The sequence below is a fragment of the Ruegeria sp. CF5 genome, assembly GCF_056537325.1.
The window spans coordinates 313323-328612 of the sequence record NZ_JBQFRI010000005.1 but is presented as its reverse complement, the minus strand read 5'-3'; the positions used below and the strand labels follow the sequence as shown (position 1 = coordinate 328612).

16 protein-coding genes are annotated in these 15290 nt (G+C 57.7%); 13 read left to right on the top strand and 3 right to left on the bottom strand.

Annotated elements, in window-relative coordinates; genetic code table 11:
* Positions 1–43: 43 nt before the first annotated feature.
* The 3 genes from ACR0NW_RS14580 to hpaR all read right to left on the bottom strand — a co-directional run bounded on the left by ACR0NW_RS14580 (position 44) and on the right by hpaR (position 2534).
* Entirely contained in the window at positions 44–1102 is a 1059-nt protein-coding gene (locus ACR0NW_RS14580) for a TRAP transporter substrate-binding protein (protein WP_170653445.1), read from the bottom strand.
* Between the two features lie 250 nt (positions 1103–1352).
* Positions 1353–2051, bottom strand: a complete 699-nt coding sequence (locus tag ACR0NW_RS14575) for a fumarylacetoacetate hydrolase family protein (protein WP_480450960.1) — start codon at positions 2049–2051, stop codon at positions 1353–1355.
* A 48-nt stretch (positions 2052–2099) separates the two neighbouring features.
* Entirely contained in the window at positions 2100–2534 is a 435-nt protein-coding gene (gene hpaR / locus ACR0NW_RS14570) for a homoprotocatechuate degradation operon regulator HpaR (protein ID WP_480450959.1), read from the bottom strand.
* A 102-nt stretch (positions 2535–2636) separates the two neighbouring features.
* On the opposite strand from hpaR, the gene ACR0NW_RS14565 reads away from it, so the two are divergent.
* The 13 genes from ACR0NW_RS14565 (at position 2637) to ACR0NW_RS14505 (ending at position 15284) form a co-directional block, all read left to right on the top strand.
* On the top strand, positions 2637–3026 hold the full coding sequence (locus ACR0NW_RS14565) for a 5-carboxymethyl-2-hydroxymuconate Delta-isomerase (RefSeq protein ID WP_480450957.1): 390 nt from the start codon (positions 2637–2639) through the stop codon (positions 3024–3026).
* 1 nt (position 3027) lies between these two features.
* Positions 3028–4539, top strand: coding sequence for a 5-carboxymethyl-2-hydroxymuconate semialdehyde dehydrogenase (gene hpaE, locus ACR0NW_RS14560; protein ID WP_480450956.1), 1512 nt, complete (start codon positions 3028–3030; stop codon positions 4537–4539).
* Between the two features lie 40 nt (positions 4540–4579).
* Positions 4580–5434 carry a 3,4-dihydroxyphenylacetate 2,3-dioxygenase gene (gene hpaD / locus ACR0NW_RS14555; protein ID WP_480450955.1) on the top strand — a complete coding sequence of 285 codons (855 nt, stop codon included), beginning with the start codon at positions 4580–4582 and terminating at the stop codon, positions 5432–5434.
* An 11-nt stretch (positions 5435–5445) separates the two neighbouring features.
* The gene (gene hpaD, locus ACR0NW_RS14550; protein WP_480450953.1) at positions 5446–6426 is read left to right on the top strand and encodes a 3,4-dihydroxyphenylacetate 2,3-dioxygenase; all 981 of its coding nucleotides are present in this window, start codon (positions 5446–5448) and stop codon (positions 6424–6426) included.
* Positions 6427–6436: 10 nt separating this feature from the next.
* Positions 6437–7849, top strand: a complete 1413-nt coding sequence (locus ACR0NW_RS14545; RefSeq protein WP_480450952.1) for a pyridoxal phosphate-dependent decarboxylase family protein — start codon at positions 6437–6439, stop codon at positions 7847–7849.
* Complete coding sequence (locus tag ACR0NW_RS14540) at positions 7849–8703, top strand: fumarylacetoacetate hydrolase family protein (protein ID WP_480450951.1); 855 nt, start codon at positions 7849–7851, stop codon at positions 8701–8703. The genes ACR0NW_RS14545 and ACR0NW_RS14540 overlap by 1 nt, the downstream gene beginning before the upstream one ends.
* Positions 8700–9500, top strand: a complete 801-nt coding sequence (gene hpaH / locus ACR0NW_RS14535) for a 2-oxo-hept-4-ene-1,7-dioate hydratase (protein ID WP_480450949.1) — start codon at positions 8700–8702, stop codon at positions 9498–9500. Before ACR0NW_RS14540 ends, hpaH begins: the two co-directional genes overlap by 4 nt.
* Before the next feature lie 12 nt (positions 9501–9512).
* On the top strand, positions 9513–10283 hold the full coding sequence (locus tag ACR0NW_RS14530) for an HpcH/HpaI aldolase family protein (RefSeq protein WP_480450948.1): 771 nt from the start codon (positions 9513–9515) through the stop codon (positions 10281–10283).
* A gap of 108 nt (positions 10284–10391) precedes the next feature.
* Complete coding sequence (locus ACR0NW_RS14525) at positions 10392–11567, top strand: substrate-binding domain-containing protein (RefSeq protein ID WP_170653468.1); 1176 nt, start codon at positions 10392–10394, stop codon at positions 11565–11567.
* 72 nt (positions 11568–11639) lie between these two features.
* Positions 11640–12404, top strand: coding sequence for an ABC transporter ATP-binding protein (locus ACR0NW_RS14520; RefSeq protein ID WP_480450947.1), 765 nt, complete (start codon positions 11640–11642; stop codon positions 12402–12404).
* On the top strand, positions 12397–13119 hold the full coding sequence (locus ACR0NW_RS14515) for an ABC transporter ATP-binding protein (RefSeq protein ID WP_480450946.1): 723 nt from the start codon (positions 12397–12399) through the stop codon (positions 13117–13119). The genes ACR0NW_RS14520 and ACR0NW_RS14515 overlap by 8 nt, the downstream gene beginning before the upstream one ends.
* An 81-nt stretch (positions 13120–13200) precedes the next feature.
* Positions 13201–14232 (top strand): branched-chain amino acid ABC transporter permease, encoded by a 1032-nt coding sequence (locus ACR0NW_RS14510; protein ID WP_170653474.1) that lies wholly within the window; start codon positions 13201–13203, stop codon positions 14230–14232.
* Positions 14229–15284 carry a branched-chain amino acid ABC transporter permease gene (locus ACR0NW_RS14505; protein WP_170653477.1) on the top strand — a complete coding sequence of 352 codons (1056 nt, stop codon included), beginning with the start codon at positions 14229–14231 and terminating at the stop codon, positions 15282–15284. Before ACR0NW_RS14510 ends, ACR0NW_RS14505 begins: the two co-directional genes overlap by 4 nt.
* Positions 15285–15290: the final 6 nt, after the last annotated feature.

The following is a 15290-nucleotide window of genomic DNA, read 5'->3' as shown; positions in this document are numbered from 1 at the left end:
GGCCGCAGCACCTTTGCGCTGCGACCTGCAGTCAGTTGCCGGATCAGTTCGAATATTCCGGCGTGTACTTTTCGATCAGCATCTGCGCCTCTTCCAGCAAAGCCTGACCGTCTTTGCCCTTTGAATCCATGTCGGCGATCCACTCATCATAGATCGGCTGGGCCAGTTCACGCCATTCTGCGACGCTGGCCTCATCGATGGTGATGATGTTGTTGCCCAGATCCTCGGCCACAACGCGTGCCGGACCGTCCGCATCCGCCTGCGTTCCCCCGGCAAACACCGAAAACTCCAGACCCGAATTGTCGTCGACCACCTTCTTCAGATCGTCCGGCAGGCTGTCGTACTTGTCCTTGTTCATTGCCAGTACGAAGGTCAGGGTATACAGCGCACGGCCATCGAATTCGGTGTGGTTTTCAACCAGTTCCGGCACCTTGAGGGCGGTTGTGACTTCCCATGGAATCGTGGTGCCGTCGATCACCCCTTTCGACAGGCCCTCGGGAACGGCGGGCACGGGCATGCCAACCGGTGTCGCCCCCAGCTTGGTCAGCAGCGAGTTGACCGAGCGCGACCCGCCGCGAATCTTCATCCCCTGCAGGTCATCCGGGCTTTCGACCGGGTCTGCAGTATGGATCATGCCGGGACCATGTACCCAGGTCCCGAGAATGTGGACGTCCTTGAATTCGTCATCCTTCATGTGTTTTTCGAACATTTCCCAATACGCGTGGGAAACCGCCCGGGCATTGGTCATCATGAAGGGCAGTTCGAATACTTCGGTACTGGGGAACCGACCTGGCGTGTATCCAACGACGGTCCAGACAACATCCGCCACGCCGTCGATTGCCTGATCCATCAGTTCCGGGGGTTTTCCGCCCAGCTGCATGGACGGGTACCGTTCAACCTTGATGCGGCCGTCCGAGTCCTTTTCCACGTTGTCTGCCCAGACATCCAGTACCAGCTTCGGCACGTTGGCCTGCGCTGGCAAAAACTGGTGCAGTTTAAGCGTGACCTCCTGTGCCATGGCTGTTCCTGCGCTGAAACCGGTGGCCAGCGCGGCAACGGCGGCCCCTCCGATCATGCTCAGAAGCGTTCTCCGATTGGTCATTTGATCCTCCCTTTGACCCCTCTTGTCTGGCGATATAATGCAAATTTTCGGAAAATATGCAAAATATTGCCATCATTTTTTTCCGACCTTAGTGGCGCAGCCCGATTTCCCGGATTGGCGACAAAGCCGGATTGCAGTTGCGTGACGTCTCCCTCTTGGTTCCAAGACTGCAACTGAAACGGGCCAACAGGCAAGCTTCGTCTTTGTTTATGTTCGAACAAATGCCGTTCGAGTCAGTCGGGGAGGGTGACTATTCGGCCTCAGTCAGCGTCAGCCTGATGGGATCAAGGCCGTCGATTCCACCAGTAATCACATCGCCCGCTACAACCGGACCAACCCCTGCCGGAGTGCCGGTCATGATCAGATCTCCCGGCCGTAAGTGATAGAATCCTGAAAGATGGCTGATGATTTCGTCGATCTTCCAGATCATCTCGGAAAGATACGCGTCCTGTCGAGTTGTGTCATTCACTTCAAGGTGGATGCGTCTGCCGTCAGAGGGTTGCCAATCGCTCGCTTTGGTCAGGGGCGCAAAAACGGCGGCGCTTTCGACATCCTTGCCCAGATCCCATGGGCGTTTCTTGTTGCGCTCACTGATCTGCAAATCCCGCCGGGTCATGTCCAGTGCGCAGCCATAGGCATACACCGCGTCCCACGCATTTTCCCTACTGACGCGAAAGACAGGTTCACCGATGGCCAGCACCAGCTCCATCTCGTGATGGTAGTTGTCGGTTCCAGGTGGATAAGGAACCACCGCACCCGACAAGATCGCATGTGGTGCGGATTTGGTGAAATAGAAAGGTGCCTCGCGATCGACCTCGTTTCCCATCTCGGCTGCGTGGGCCGCATAGTTCCGTCCGACGCAAAAAATTCGCCCCACTGGATATGCCCCGGTTTCTCCGTTTACCGGAATTTGGGGCGCTTGGGGGAGTGAAAAGAGAGCGTTGTTCATATCTGCCGTTCCTCGTGACTTACACGGGTTTGTCGCATTTGCGGCGGATCAGCTGTCCATCTCGTTCAGCTCATTCAGTAAGTCCAGCAACGTTTCATAACCTTTCGGGCCAAGATGCGCGCGAATACGCTCGGACGCCTGAATGCTTGTCGTCAAATTGACCTGAATGATCTGATTTCCGGATTCGGTGATCTCGACGATTTGTCTGCGACGGTCGCTTGGGTCCGATTTACGCTGAATCAGAGCCTTTTCTTCTAGCTTTTGCAGTATCCGCGTCAGGCTAGGCAACAGTAGGCAGGCACGCTCGGCGATCCTTGTGGGATCCTGCGCTCCTTCTTCCTGCAGGACGCGCAAGACGCGCCACTGCTGTTCGGTGATACCCACATCTGCAAGCATCGTTCGGATCGGGCCCATCACGCTTTCCCGTGCACGCAGTAATGCGATTGGCAGGGATCTGGATGTCAGTGGCAAGTCATTGGTCATGCGGAATCCTTGCCGAATTCCCGCTGCGCCGCAACCGGTGATTGCCAGCGCGCTTGACAGAATCAGAAAAATACTTCACATGTTAACAAAAGGAGGAGTCGCATGCCGCATATCACCGTGGACTATTCAGCCAATATGGAAGACCGGGTTGATATGGCCGGATTTTGCGACGCTCTGCGCGAAGCGGCGATTGCAACGGACGTATTGCCCATGGCTGGTATCAGGGTCAGGGCCATCCGCGCCGATCATGTTTCCATTGCCGACGGTGATCCTTCGCACGGCTATATCGACATTTTTGTCCGGTTGCGCGGCGGACGTGATTTGCAAACGCGTAAGGCTGCAACACAAGAGATCTTTGGTGCGGCAAAAGCCTTTCTTGAACCGGCGCTGCAAGAATTCCCGATCGCCCTGTCCCTCGAGATGCGGGACATCGATCCGGACCTGTCCCCAAAAACCGGCACGATCCGGGACCATCTGAAAAAGGTTGACTGAGATGACTGACCTGCAAGCAAACATCACGAAACTGGAAAAGCATCTCGACCGCTTTCGCGGCGATGGAATCCTGAACCTGATCGGCGGCGAAACGGTTCCGGCATTATCCGGCGAGACCTTCGAAACACATTCTCCGGTGGACGAAAGCCTGATCTGCCCTGTGGCGCGAAGCGGGGCCGAAGATATTGACGCGGCCGCAGCTGCGGCCAAAGCGGCCTTTCCCGCGTGGCGCGACATGCCAGCGCTTGAGCGCAAGAAGATTTTGCATCGCATCGCCGATCTGATTGTCGAGCGTGCAGAAGAGATCGCATTTTGCGAGTGCTGGGATACAGGTCAGGCCCTGCGGTTCATGTCCAAGGCTGCCCTGCGTGGGGCTGAAAATTTCAGGTTCTTCGCCGATCGCGCACCGGCGGCCCGGGACGGGCAGAATCTGCAGTCCGCGACATTGATGAATGTCTCGACGCGGGTTCCGATCGGACCGGTGGGTGTCATTACACCATGGAACACGCCGTTTATGCTCAGCACCTGGAAAATTGCGCCTGCTCTGGCGGCAGGATGTACGGTAGTGCACAAACCGGCAGAGTTTTCGCCGCTGACTGCCAGAATACTGGCCGAAATCGCGCATGAGGCCGGCCTTCCCGCCGGGGTCTGGAACCTTGTAAACGGATTTGGCGAGGATGCGGGCAAGCGCCTGACGGAACATCCCGATATCAAGGCCATCGCTTTTGTTGGCGAAAGCAAAACCGGTTCAATGATCATGAGACAGGGGGCCGAAACGCTTAAGCGGGTGCATTTCGAGCTTGGCGGCAAGAACCCGGTCATCGTGTTTGACGATGCCGATCTGGACCGTGCGCTTGATGCGGCGATATTCATGATCTACTCGCTGAATGGCGAACGCTGCACCTCGTCTTCCCGGCTGCTCATTCAGGACAGTGTAGCGGATGAGTTTCTGGCCAAACTGACGGAGCGTGTGAATAATATTCGCGTTGGCCATCCGTTGGATCCGGCGACCGAGATCGGCCCGCTGATCCATCAGGAGCACTTCAGCAAGGTTACGTCCTATTTCGATATCGCAAGGAAAGATGGTGCAACCATCGCAGCGGGCGGTGAAAGGGTTGGTGACAAGGGGTGGTTCGTGCGCCCCACGCTGTTTACCGATGCGACCAATGACATGACGATTGCGCAGGAGGAGATTTTTGGTCCGGTCCTGACCGCGATCCGGTTCACGGACGAAAATCAGGCTCTAACACTGGCAAATGACACTCAATATGGCCTGACGGGATATGTCTGGACCAACGATCTGACTCGTGCGCTGCGCTTTACCAGCGCTCTTGAGGCCGGGATGATCTGGGTCAACAGCGAAAACGTTCGCCATCTGCCGACCCCGTTTGGCGGCGTCAAAGCCAGCGGCATCGGGCGCGACGGCGGGGACTGGTCGTTTGAATTCTACATGGAGCAAAAACATGTCGGCTTTGCCACCGGCCAGCACGCCATTCCGCGCCTTGGCGCCTGAACCCGCATAGAAACGCGCATCCTGTTTTGAGGAGGAGAAAATGGGCGAAATCGTTCTGGCAGCAAAATGCACGCACGTTCCGACCATGCTGATGTCGGAACAGCCTGGACGCCTGGAAGGTGCCCGTAAACCTGCTATCGACGGGCACAGGGAAATTGCACGGCGCGCCAAGGCGCTGGGTGTGGATACGATTGTGATCTGCGATACCCACTGGGTGATCAACGCGGGCTATCACATCAACGCCAACCATCGGTTCAAGGGGCTGTTCACTTCAAATGAATTCCCGCAATTCATCCAGAACCTGCCTTACGAATACGAAGGCAACGCGGCGCTGGGCGATGCGATTGCGGAAAAAGCCAGCGACATGGGCGTCTATACCTTGTCGCATCAGCTCGACTCGCTGGAACTGGAATACGGTACGTTGGTTCCGATGCGCTTCATGTCCCGCGAAGGGGATTTCAAGGTGGTTTCCGTTGCTGCCTGGTGCACCGTTCACGGTCACGATGAAAGCCGCATCGTTGGCGAGGCGATCCGGGCCGCGATCGAGGCGAGTGACAGTAAGGTTCTGCTGGTCGCATCAGGTTCGCTCAGCCACAAAATCTGGGCCAACAAGGACTATGCGGCCAACAACGGCACCTTCACCATCAGCTCGGAATTCAATCGTCAGGTCGATCTGCACGTTCTGGATATGTGGCAAAGGGGTGATCACGCGACGTTCCTGAAGATGCTCGGAGAATATGCCGAATATTGTTGTGGAGAGGGGTCAATGCACGATACCGCCATGCTTTACGGTGCGCTGGGCTGGGACAGTTACACCGCGCCCTGCGAAGTCATTACCGAATATTTCCCCAGTTCCGGTACCGGACAGACCAACGTGATCTTTCCGGTTCAGTAAGGAGGACAAACATGCCTGTACCCGCACCAAACCTCTATCCGTCGTTCAACATCGTCCGGCTGAGCCACGTTGAATACCGCGTCACCGATTTGGCCGCGTCGCGCGCATTTTACGTGGACACTTTGGGCCTTCAGGTCACGCACGAAGATGATACCCACATCTATCTGCGAGCCATGGAGGAACGCGGGCATCATTGCATTGTTCTGGTACAGGCTGATCTGGCCGAGGTCGGAGTGCTTGGTTTCAAGCTGTTTGACGAGCCGGATCTGGACAAGGCGGCAGAGTTCTTTTCGGCTCGTGGTCTGCCCGTGGACTGGGTCGAGCGCCCGCATATGGGCCGCACACTGCGCACCCGTGATCCGTGGGGCATTCCGCTGGAGTTCTACGTCAAAATGGATCGACTTGAGCCGATTCACCAGAAGTACAGGCTCTATAATGGGGTAAAACCACTGCGGATCGATCATTTCAACATGTTCTCGGCAGATGTGGATGCCTCGGTTGCGTTCTACAATCACATGGGATTCCGCGTTACTGAGTTCACCGAAGACGACGAAAGCGGTAAGGTCTGGGCCGCCTGGATGCACCGCAAGGGTGGGGTGCATGATGTGGCCTTTACCAACGGACTTGGCCCGCGTCTGCACCACACCGCGTTTTGGGTACCGAACCCGCTGAACATCATTGACCTTCTCGATCTGATGTCCACCACTGGCTACGTGGACAATATCGAACGAGGACCGGGTCGCCATGGAATTTCCAACGCATTTTTCCTGTATGTGCGTGATCCTGACGGGCATCGGATCGAAATCTACTGCTCGGACTATCAGACCGTCGATCCCGATCTTGAGCCGATCAAATGGTCGCTGACCGATCCCCAGCGTCAGACATTGTGGGGCGCCCCCGCACCGCGCAGCTGGTTCGAAGAGGGCTCGACTTTCGAAGGGGCCAAAACGGTTCAGAGCGCACTGAACGCGCAACCCATCATCGCGCCATAAGGGGTCAGGAATGAAATGGTACGAATTTGCTAGTTGGGGCAAAAAGGTAGCCGACTGGTCGCAGGACTATCACCTGACCGTCGGTGATAAACCGGTACGGGCGCGTTCCGAGCCCGGAGATATTCTGAATGCGCTTCCGGTCAGCCCGCCAGAGACGTCCGAGGCGATGGAGGAAATCTTCAAGGATTTCGAAGACATCGTGATGCCGGGGATTACCCATTGGCAGCACCCCCGGTTCTTTGCCTATTTCCCGAGCAACGCGACGCCGCCATCCGTGCTGGCCGACTACCTGATCGCCACCGTTTCGCCACAGTGCATGCTGTGGCAGACATCTCCGGCGGCCACAGAAATGGAAACCCGTGTTCTGGACTGGTTGCGTCAGGGTTTGGGCTTGCCGGACGGGTTTCATGGTGTCATTCAGGACAGCGCAAGCGGAGCGACCCTTGCCGCCGTTCTGACCATGCGCGAGCGGGCGCTGAACTGGCAGGGCAATACAAAGGGTCTTGCAGGTCAATCACCGGTTCGGGTCTATGCCTCTGGCGAAGTTCATACCTCGATCGACCGGGCAATCTGGATCGCGGGTATCGGTGAAGACAACCTTGTTCGCATTCCCATAGAGGGTCCAAATCGCGGCATGCAGGTTGAAAAACTGCGGGAAGCCATTCGGGCTGATCGTGAAGCGGGGTTAACCCCCGCAGGAATTGTTGCTTGTGTCGGTGGGACGGGTGTTGGCGCAACTGACAACATCTCGGATGTCGCGGACGTCGCGCGTGAAGAAGGTCTTTATCTTCACGTTGATGCCGCATGGGCCGGAAACGCGATGATCTGCCCCGAGTTTCGCGCTCTCTGGGCCGGTGTTGAACGGGCCGATTCCATTGTTTTCAACCCCTATAAGTGGATCGGCGGGCAATTCGATGGCTCGGTGCATTTTGTCCGTTCGCCCGAGGATCTGACCCAAACGCTTGCCATCAGCCCCGAATTCCTCAAGACCCATGGCAAGGACGGCATCATCAACTATTCCGAATGGTCGGTGCCGCTGGGCAGACGGTTCCGCGCGCTCAAGCTGTGGTTTCTGATCCGTGCCTACGGGTTGGAGGGTTTGCGCGAACGGGTGCGCAATCATGTGAAATGGTCTCAGGCCCTGCATGACAAGCTGGCTGCGGAACCAGATTTTCAGATTGTGACTCAGCCGATGTGGTCGCTCTGGACCTTCCGGTTCGTGCCGGAATCGAATGCCGATCTGGATGATTTGAACCTGCGTCTGGTGAACGCCATCAATGACGACGGGCGCATCTACCTGACGCAGACCCGCGTGGATGGTGATCTGGCGATCCGGTTTCAGGCAGGTCAGTTCGAGACGACGGAAAAGGATGTGATGATGGCCTATGACGTCATCACTGAAATTGCACGAGGGCTTGCGTGATGCGGTTTGCTACATTCAGTTCAAATGGTGAGACATTCTATGGTGTCGCGACTGAAGGCGGCATGATCGCGCTGTCGCCGGAATTCCCCGACTGGCCGACTCTGCGCGAGGTGATCGGGGCTGACGGGCTGCACGATCTGGCGATGGCCGCCAAGGGTAGGGACGTCACCCATCCCAACGGCAGCTTTGCCTATGAAATTCCGATCCCCGCGCCGGAAAAGATTATCTGCGTTGGCGTGAATTTCCCGGACCGCAATGCGGAATACAAGGATGGCAAGGACGCGCCGCCGAACATGTCGCTGTTCATCCGGTTCCCCAGATCGTTCACCGGGGCAGAGCGGCCATTGATCCGCCCGCCGGAAACGCCTCAGCTGGACTATGAGGGCGAGATTGCCGTGATCATCGGCAAAGGCGGTCGACGCATTCCGCAGGACAAGGCGTATGAGCATATCGCGGCGGTGTCACTGTGCAACGAAGGCACGCTGCGTGACTGGGTGCGGCATGCGAAGTTCAATGTCACCCAAGGCAAGAACTGGGACAGTTCCGGGGCAATTGGCCCTTGGCTAGTGCCTTTTTCAGCATCTGCGCAACTGGACAACATTCGTCTGACCACGAAGGTGAATGGCGAATTGCGCCAGGAAGACCGGACCAGCCGGATGTTGTTTCCGATCCGGCGTCAGATCGAATATATCTCGACCTTCACGACGCTGGTGCCTGGTGACATCATCATTACCGGTACGCCCACAGGTGCGGGGGCCCGCTTTGATCCGCCCCGCTTTCTGAAACCCGGAGACGTCATCGAGGTTGAGGCCGAAGGTATCGGCAAGCTGGTCAACACGGTGGCTGACGAATGACACCGGATCAGCACAAGGAAGCCGCCGAGACCTTGTTTGAGGCTGAGGTGAGCGGGAAACAATGCGGCCTGTTGAGCCTGCGCTATCCGGGCATGACGCTGGACGACGCGTATGCCGTACAGAAGCGTCTGGTCGACCGAAAGCTGGCAACGGGAAGACGGCGGATCGGCTGGAAAATCGGTCTGACCAGCCGTGCCATGCAGGACGCGCTGGGCATCGACACGCCGGATAGCGGCGTTTTGCTGGACGATATGGCTTTCGATACCGGCGGCACTGTTCCCGCCGGGCGGTTCATCCAGCCTCGTATCGAGGCCGAGATTGCGTTTGTCATGAAAGCGCCGCTTGCCGGAGCGGATTGCTCGCGCGAGGATGTGCTGGCCGCGACTGACTATGTTTGTCCGTCGCTGGAAATCCTCGACACGCGCATCCTGCGCGCCGATCCCGAATCGGGACAGGCGCGGGTCGTGACGGATACCATCAGCGACAACGCCGCAAATGCAGGGGTTGTTCTGGGGCACGAACGCCACCGTGTCGACGCCCGTGATCTGCGCTGGGTCGGTGCGTTGGTGACGCGAAACGGGACGGTTGAGGAAACAGGCCTTGGCGCCGGGGTTCTGAACGATCCTGCTACCTCGGTTCTGTGGCTGGCCCGGCGCATGGCCGGGTATGGACTTGCCATCGAAGCCGGGGATATCGTTTTGTCGGGCTCGTTCATCCGCCCGATCGAAGCCCCGGCCGGATCTGTGTTCCACGCCGATTTCGGGCCGTTCGGTTCGGTTCATATCAATTTCGCCTGAAGGGATTATGCAATGCCAGCTCCGGTAAACAGGTTCAAACAGGCTCTGATAAAGGGTGAACGGCTGATTGGTTGCTGGATGAGCTTTGCCGAGGCAAGCGTGGCAGAGATCATGGGAACAACCGGTTTCGACTGGCTGGTGATCGACGGAGAGCACGCGCCAAACGACATCCGGTCGATCCGCGATCAGTTGATGGCCCTTGCGAACAGCCCCTCGCATCCAGTTGTGCGTGTTCCTGTTGGCGAAACCTGGATGATCAAGATGGTGCTGGATGCGGGTGCGCAGACGATACTGGTGCCGATCGTGGAAAGCGCGGAACAAACGCGCGAGCTGGTGCGGGCGTGCCGGTACCCGCCACACGGGGTACGCGGGGTAGGCGCAACCGCCGCACGTGCAACCATGTTCGGAACGGCAGGCGAGTACATTCAAACAGCAGATCAACAGGTCTGTCTGCTGGTACAGGTGGAAAATCGCGCGGGCATTGCGGCCCTGGACGAGATTTTGCAGGTGGATGGTGTCGATGGCGTTTTCATCGGCCCTGCGGATCTGTCAACGGATATGGGATTTCAGGGAAACAGCGCCGCGCCTGAGGTGCGCGCAGTGGTTGCCGATGCAATATCCCGCATCAAGGCTGCCGGCAAAGCACCGGGCATTCTGGGCACGACAGAAGAGGCGACGCAGGCCTATCTGGATATGGGTGCGCAGTTTCTGGCGGTTGGGATCGATGTGATGGTTCTGGCCAAGAATGCGCGGTCTTTGTCTGCGCATTGGCAGGCCAAATAAGGAATACGTATTTCCGCATAATTGACCCAAACCCCCCCTCGCCGTTAGCTTCATCTCATTCAGATATTTCAGCGCCGAAACCGTGGCGCACCACCGGGGAGGAGTAACGTGAAACGCATTCTGTGCGCAGGGATGGTGTCTGCACTCGCGCTGGCAACAGCCGCAACGGCCGACATCAAGATCGCCCATGTCTATGGCAAGACAGGCCCGTTCGAGGCTTATGCCAAACAATCCCATGACGGGCTGATGCTGGGGCTGGAATATGCCACCGGCGGCACCATGGAAGTCAATGGCGAGAAAATCGTCGTGATCGAAAAGGACACTCAGCTCAAGCCTGAGAACGGCAAGGCATTGCTGGAAGAAGCCTATGGCGATGACGAAGTTGATCTGGCGGTAGGCCCGGTCAGTTCCGGCGTTGCACTGGCGATGCTGCCGGTCGCCGAAGAATACGAAAAACTGCTGATCGTGGAACCTGCAGTGGCGGATTCCATTACCGGCGAAAACTGGAATCGCTATGTATTCCGTACGGGCCGCAACTCCTCGCAAGATGCGGTTGCCAACGCGATTGCCTTGGCGGGTGAAGGTGTCCATATCGCAACGCTGGCGCAGGACTATGCCTTTGGCCGCGATGGTATCGCTGCCTTCAAGGAGGCGCTGGAAGGGGCCGGGTCGGGTATTGTGCACGAAGAATATGTGCCAACCGACACCACGGACTTTACGGCCGCAGCGGAACGGATTTTCAACGCGATGAAGGATCTGGACGGTGAAAAGCGCCTGTTCATCATCTGGGCCGGTGGCGGTAACCCGATGGGCAAGATCAACGCGATGGATCCCAGTCGTTTTGGTATCGAGATCGCGACAGGCGGGAACATTCTGGCGGCCATGAAAGGCTATAAGGATTTTCCGGGCATGCAGGGCGCGACCTATTACTACTATGACATTCCGGATAATCCGGTGAACGACTGGCTGGTGAAAGAGCACGAAGCGCGTTTTGGCACACCACCTGACTTCTTCACAGCGGGTGGCATGGCGGCGGGCATTGCCGTAGTCGAAGCGATCAAGAAGGCAGGGGGTGCCGACACCGAGGAGTTGATCACTGCCATGGAAGGCATGGAGTGGGAAACGCCCAAGGGCAAGATGAAGTTCCGCCCCGAAGACCATCAGGCGATGCAATCCATGTACCACTTCAAGATCAAGGTGGATGACAACGTCGAGTGGGCCATCCCCGAGCTTGTCCGTGAGTTGACGATAGACGATCTTCCGATCCCTGTTCGCAACCAGTAATCCCTGTGACCTTGTCCGGTCCGGAACCTGCGGGGTTTCGGGCCGGTCCTTTGAAAAGAGACGCCCACAGCCATGCCCTCCCCTATTCTTGCAACCGAGGACCTGACAGTTCGTTTCGGCGGTCATGTCGCGGTGGACACGGTGACCTGTTCGTTTGATGCCGGAGAGCTGACGGCTATCGTTGGCCCAAATGGCGCAGGCAAGACGACCTATTTCAACCTGATATCGGGTCAAATCCCCGCCTCGGCTGGTCGGGTCTTTCTGCGTGGAAATGATATTTCGGGTCAGTCGGTATCGCGCCGGACCAAGGCGGGAATTGGCCGCGCGTTTCAACTGACCAATCTGTTTCCGAACCTGACTGTACTTGAGAACGTTCGGCTTGTGGTTCAGGCCCGGTCCGGTCAGGGGTTCAATCTGCTATCGATGGCAATCAGTCACGCCGAGCTGACGGATGCTGCCGATGCCATCCTGCAGCGGGTGCGTCTGCTGGACAGCCGCGATCAGGTCGTATCCGAACTGTCCCATGGTAATCAGCGGAAACTGGAGGTCGCGCTGCTGATTGCGCTGGACCCAAGCGTTTTCATGTTCGACGAACCCACCGCCGGGATGAGCGTGGACGAAGCGCCCGTCGTTCTGGATCTGATCGCCGAACTGAAAGAACTGACCGACCGCACCATATTGCTGGTCGAGCACAAGATGGATGTGATCCGGACGCTGGCTGATCGGATCATCGTTTTGCACAATGGCGCTCTGGCAGCTGACGGGCCACCTGCCGAGGTGATGGCGTCGGATGTGGTGCAGGAAGCCTATATGGGGCGGGAGCTGGAAAATGTCTGATCCAATTCTCAGGCTTGAAGGCGTCTATACCAACATCGCGCAGTATCACATTCTGCAGGGCGTCGACCTGGAAGTGCCGCGCGGTGCGGTGACCATGCTGTTGGGACGCAACGGCGTCGGCAAGACAACCACTTTGCGGACAATCATGGGGCACTGGCGCGCGCATCAGGGACGTATCCTGTTTGATGGCGAGGATATTACCCGGATACCGACCCCGGCAATCGCACGGGCGGGCGTTGGTTTCGTGCCTGAAGACATGGGCATTTTCTCTGACCTGACGGTCGAGGAAAACATGACTCTGGCCGCCGTTTCCGGTGCCATAGATCCGAACCGGTTGGATTGGGTCTTTTCCGCTTTTCCGCCGCTCAGGACTTTCTGGAAATCCGAGGCCGGGACTCTGTCCGGGGGACAGAAACAGATGCTGTCCATCGCGCGGGCCATGATTGAGGAACGCCGCCTGTATCTGATTGATGAACCGACCAAGGGGCTGGCTCCGGCCATCATCTCGACCATGGCGAGGGCCCTGAAGGACCTGAAGGAGCAGGGCGCTTCAATCCTGCTGGTCGAGCAGAACTTCTCGGTTGCAAAAGCGCTGGGCGACAGCGCCAATGTCATGGATGACGGGCGCATGGTGTGGGCCGGCCAGATGGCGGAACTTGCCGGTGACGCGGACCTTCAAGAGCGGCTGATGGGCCTGAGCATGGAGGCGACGTGATGGTGAACCGGAACGGTGGCGCCGGAGATATTCAGCCTCCGGCGGGGCTACTTTTTGCAAGAGGAAGAAGCGGAAATTGTCATGACTGCGGCACCTGAACACGCGCCTACGATTGCCCGGCTTTCACTGGTGGAGCGGCTGACGCCATGGATGCCTGTCCTGCTGATTCCTGCGCTGATCATCCTTGGGTTTCTGGTGATCCCAAGTTCCACGTCCTGGTTGACCCTGACGGTATCGGGGCTGGCGATGGGGATGATGATCTTTATCATGGCGTCCGGTTTGACGCTGGTGTTCGGGTTGATGGATGTCATCAATTTCGGCCACGGCGCCTTTGTCTCGGTCGGGGCGTTTGTCGGAGTGTCGGTGTTGCTGGTGCTGGGGCAGATGACGTCCGCGCCATCACTGGCGCTGAACCTCGCCGCGCTGATGGTGGCGGTGTTCGGGGCCATGGCGGCAACCGGTGCGATGGGCTGGGCCTTTGAAAAGGTGATTGTCGAGCCGGTCTATGGTCATCATCTCAAGCAGATTCTGGTCACGATGGGTGGTCTGATCGTTGTTGAGCAGTTGATCATCGTCTTGTGGGGACCGGAGGAGATTTACATCGCACGGCCAGAGGCGTTGAAAGGTGCGGTAACGTTTGCCGGTGCTGCGATCGAGAAATACCGTCTGGTTGCGGTTGGGGTCGGGCTGGTTGTCTTTGCCGTCATGCGGTGGGTTCTGCGCCGGACCAAGATCGGGCTGATCGTTCGCGCGGGCGTGGAAAACGGCGAGATGGTCGAGGCGCTGGGTTATCGCCTGCGGCTGGTCTTTGTCGGTGTATTCATTGCTGGTTCGGCGCTGGCCGGGCTGGGCGGTGTGATGTGGGGCCTTTATCAGGAGGTCATCACGGCGCATATGGGCAATCAGGCCATGATCCTGATTTTCATCGTGGTGATCATCGGCGGGCTGGGCAGTGTCGAAGGGTGCTTTATCGGCGCGCTACTTGTGGGCCTTATGCAGAACTATGTTGCCTTTTTAGAGCCTAAAGTTGCCCTGATTTCGAACATCGGACTGATGGTCGCGATTCTGATGTGGCGCCCGATGGGCATGATCCCTGTGGTGAAAGCAAAATGATCAAAGCTGTTCTTTCGGGCGACACGCCCCGCTCGGTTCCTCTGGCCCTGATCCTCGGCGTCATTCTGATCTGTCTTGCGCTGGCGCCGTTTCTGTTTCCCGGTGTGCGGACCGTGGATACGGCGGCACGTATCTGTATCTTTGTTGTTCTGGTGGCCAGCTATGATCTGTTGCTTGGCTACGGCGGTATCGTCAGCTTTGCGCATACCATGTTTTTCGGGATCGGGGCCTACGGCGTGGCATTGGCTTCGACACATTTGGGTCGCGGGTTTGATGCGCTGATGCTGGGTTCGGTGGCCGGGGCCGTGGTTGCGGCAATACTGGCCCTGATTATCGGCCTGTTTTCGCTGCGCGTCAGGGCCATCTTTTTTGCGATGATCACGCTTGCGGTGGCATCAGCGGTTGCAGTTCTTGTCAGTCAGCTGTCAGGTCTGACCGGCGGAGAGGATGGTCTGACCTTCAAAACACCACGGGCATTGGGGCCTGCGTTCAAATTTGGTGGTGAGCTGTTCGGCGTCAAACTGAATGGCAAGTTGCTGGCCTACTACCTGATCTTCTTTGGCAGTCTCGTTCTGTTCCTGTTGATGTTGCGGGTCGTGAATTCGCCATTTGGGCGGGTCTTGCAGGCGATCAGGGAAAACGACTTTCGCGCCGAATCGATCGGATATCGGGTGGTGCAATATCGTGTTGCCGCCACATGCCTGTCGGCCGCGGTCGCGGCTTTGGCCGGCAGCCTTTACGCTATCTGGTTGCGATATGTGGGGCCGGATACGGTTCTGTCGATGGAGATCATGATCGATATCCTTTTGATGGTGGTGATCGGTGGAATGGGTACGATGTATGGGGCCATCATCGGGGCCACGGTATTTGTGATCGCCCAGAACTATCTGCAGGCCTTGATGGGGACGGCTTCGGGGCTTGTTGAAGGTTTACCGGTGTTGCCGCAACTGCTCAGCGCGGATCGTTGGCTGCTTTGGCTGGGTGTATTGTTCATCCTGTCGGTCTATTTCTTTCCCACAGGTGTCGTCGGGCGTTTGCGCGGGAACAGGTAGCGGAAT